The sequence below is a fragment of the Photobacterium makurazakiensis genome (assembly GCF_050336715.1).
Taxonomy (GTDB): domain Bacteria; phylum Pseudomonadota; class Gammaproteobacteria; order Enterobacterales; family Vibrionaceae; genus Photobacterium; species Photobacterium makurazakiensis.
The window spans coordinates 1-2,148 of record NZ_JAKJSJ010000134.1 but is presented as its reverse complement, the minus strand read 5'-3'; the positions used below and the strand labels follow the sequence as shown (position 1 = coordinate 2,148).

Annotated in this window: 2 protein-coding genes; both read right to left on the bottom strand. The window is 43.1% G+C overall.

The genetic code is table 11. The annotated features are described in order from the left end of the window. Positions 1-1,048: 1,048 nt before the first annotated feature. On the bottom strand, positions 1,049-1,249 hold the full coding sequence (locus L4D09_RS28675; RefSeq protein ID WP_428460938.1) for a hypothetical protein: 201 nt from the start codon (positions 1,247-1,249) through the stop codon (positions 1,049-1,051). Positions 1,250-1,669: 420 nt separating this feature from the next. Beyond that, positions 1,670-1,897: a hypothetical protein gene (locus tag L4D09_RS28670; RefSeq protein WP_428460937.1), complete on the bottom strand. Its 228-nt coding sequence runs from the start codon at positions 1,895-1,897 to the stop codon at positions 1,670-1,672. Between the last annotated feature and the right edge of the window lie 251 nt (positions 1,898-2,148).

The following is a 2,148-nucleotide window of genomic DNA, read 5'->3' as shown; positions in this document are numbered from 1 at the left end:
GGTTTCAATCGTTGGTAAATTGGTGTTTACGGTTACAGTTAGCATTGTGAATTTGGGGTTGTTCACCTGCTGTCTCGGTGGGGCGGCCAAGCCGCTTTGGTTTCAGTTTTCCATATAACAAACTGTGCAAGTTGACCCTTAACACGTGGCATTTTCAGTATGAATAGGCTTATGTGATTACGGCGTAAGGTTTCAGTTTCGGGTCGGGCAACTTCACAAGGGCGTTATATGCCATTTTTTCTTATGGTTTAGGTCTCCCTGCCGCGGGTTGTTTTGTGGTTTCAATGTGGGTTGCAATGCAGTGAAAATCGTTCCGTGAACTGGTGCGGTTAACCTAAATCTCATGCCAATATTCATTGGTCTAAATAGCCTTGTCTCTCTCAAATTCATGAATCCGCACTGTTGAATTTGGTGCTGGTTCGTTATGATTTCAGTGTTTACTAAGTCGCTGAAATTACTTTGCTAAGTTAGTTTATTAGTTGGCGGTAGCGCGGTGTTCACGGTTACAGCCAACATTGTGAGTTTGGGGTTGTTCACCTGCTGCCTCGGTGGGGCGGCCAAGCCGCTTTGGTTTCAGTTTTCCATATAACAAACTGTGCAAGTTGACCCTTAACACGCGGCATTTTTAGTTTGAATTGGCTTTTGTGATTACGGTGTAACCTTTAGGTTTTGGGGCGGGCAACTTCACAAGGGCGTTATGGCTTTATCTCGACCTTCATCAAAGTCATCCAGTTTATCGGTAGTGGCGGGTCATCAGTTATACGGTGTAATGCCGTTAAAGTCGCTCGTAGATTATTGCGGTTTACAGTTTAGCACTAACAAATTCATTGCCAATCGTGCATGCAAGTCGCGAGTTCATCAGCCGCAACGGCAGGGTATTTTGTTGTGGTTGTTTTATCGAACGTTGCGGTTATCGACTTGGTTGTTATAAATTAGCGTTTATTCGCAGGTTATATTTGTTCAAGTTTATCTAGCCGCAATTTGTCATCGCGCGTTTTGAGTTACTACGCAGGTTGCGGTTCGAAGTTTGAAGTTCACACGGTCCTTATCAATCGCCAGCTTTGCCGTTTTCAAGTTCGTGTGCCGCAACAATAGTTTGGTGTCGGTAGGTGATGAACTTATCATTTACTAAGTCGTTGTACCTATAGAAATTCACTTTTAGTTTCAGCGGGTTGTACTGCCAATGTTGGGTTAGTATGATGTTGTTATAGAAGTGAAAGTTGTTGGCTAACTCTACGGTTTTAGCCATAACAAAACGCTCAAGCAGACACATTACACTCGGCATTTTTGGTATGGAGTTCGGTGGATTTGGAAAGCTAAGTGGGTGTGCTGCTTAGCTCAGCGTTATGGCTTTATATCAACCTTCATCAAAGTCATCCAGTGTTACTGTGGTTGCTGGTCAACAGTTATACGATGCAATGCCGTTAAAATCGCTTGTGAATTATTGCGGTTTGCACTTAAGCACTAAGTAAATTCATTGCCAATCGTACTTGCAAGTCGCGAGTTCTTTAGCCGCAACGGTAGGGTCTTTTGTCGTGGTTGTTTCAGCGCTAGTTGCGGTTATCAACTTGGTAGCAATAAATTCTCGCTTATTCGCTGGCTATATTTGTTCAATTTCTCTAGCCGCAATTTGTCATCATATGTTGTTGGTTTCTACGCTGGTTGCGGTTCAATGTTGGGCGTCACAAGCTTCTTTTTGAACGCCGGCATTGTTGTTTTCAGGTTCACGCGCCGCAACAATAGTTTGGTGGCGGATGGTGATGAGCTTATCGTTTACTAAGTCATTGTGCCTACAGTAATTCACTTTTAGTTTCAGAGGGTTGCACTGCCAACGTTGAGTTAGTATGGTGTTGTTATTGACGTGAAAGTTGCTGGCTAATCCTAAGGGTTTAGCCATAACAAAACGCTCAAGCAGACACATTACACTCGGCATTTTTGGTATGGAGTTCGGTGGATTTGGAAAGCTAAGTGGGTGTGCTGCTTAGCTTAGCGTTAGCTGCTTTTTAGCCTTGAGTAAGGCGTCCTCATTTGAATTAGTTTCGATGTTACACAAATATTTGTAGTGAATCGCAGTCTAAGCAAGGCGGACAATTTGCTTATACATCGCAATACATCAATTCGTTATTCTTGAGTTACTGTCAATTAGAT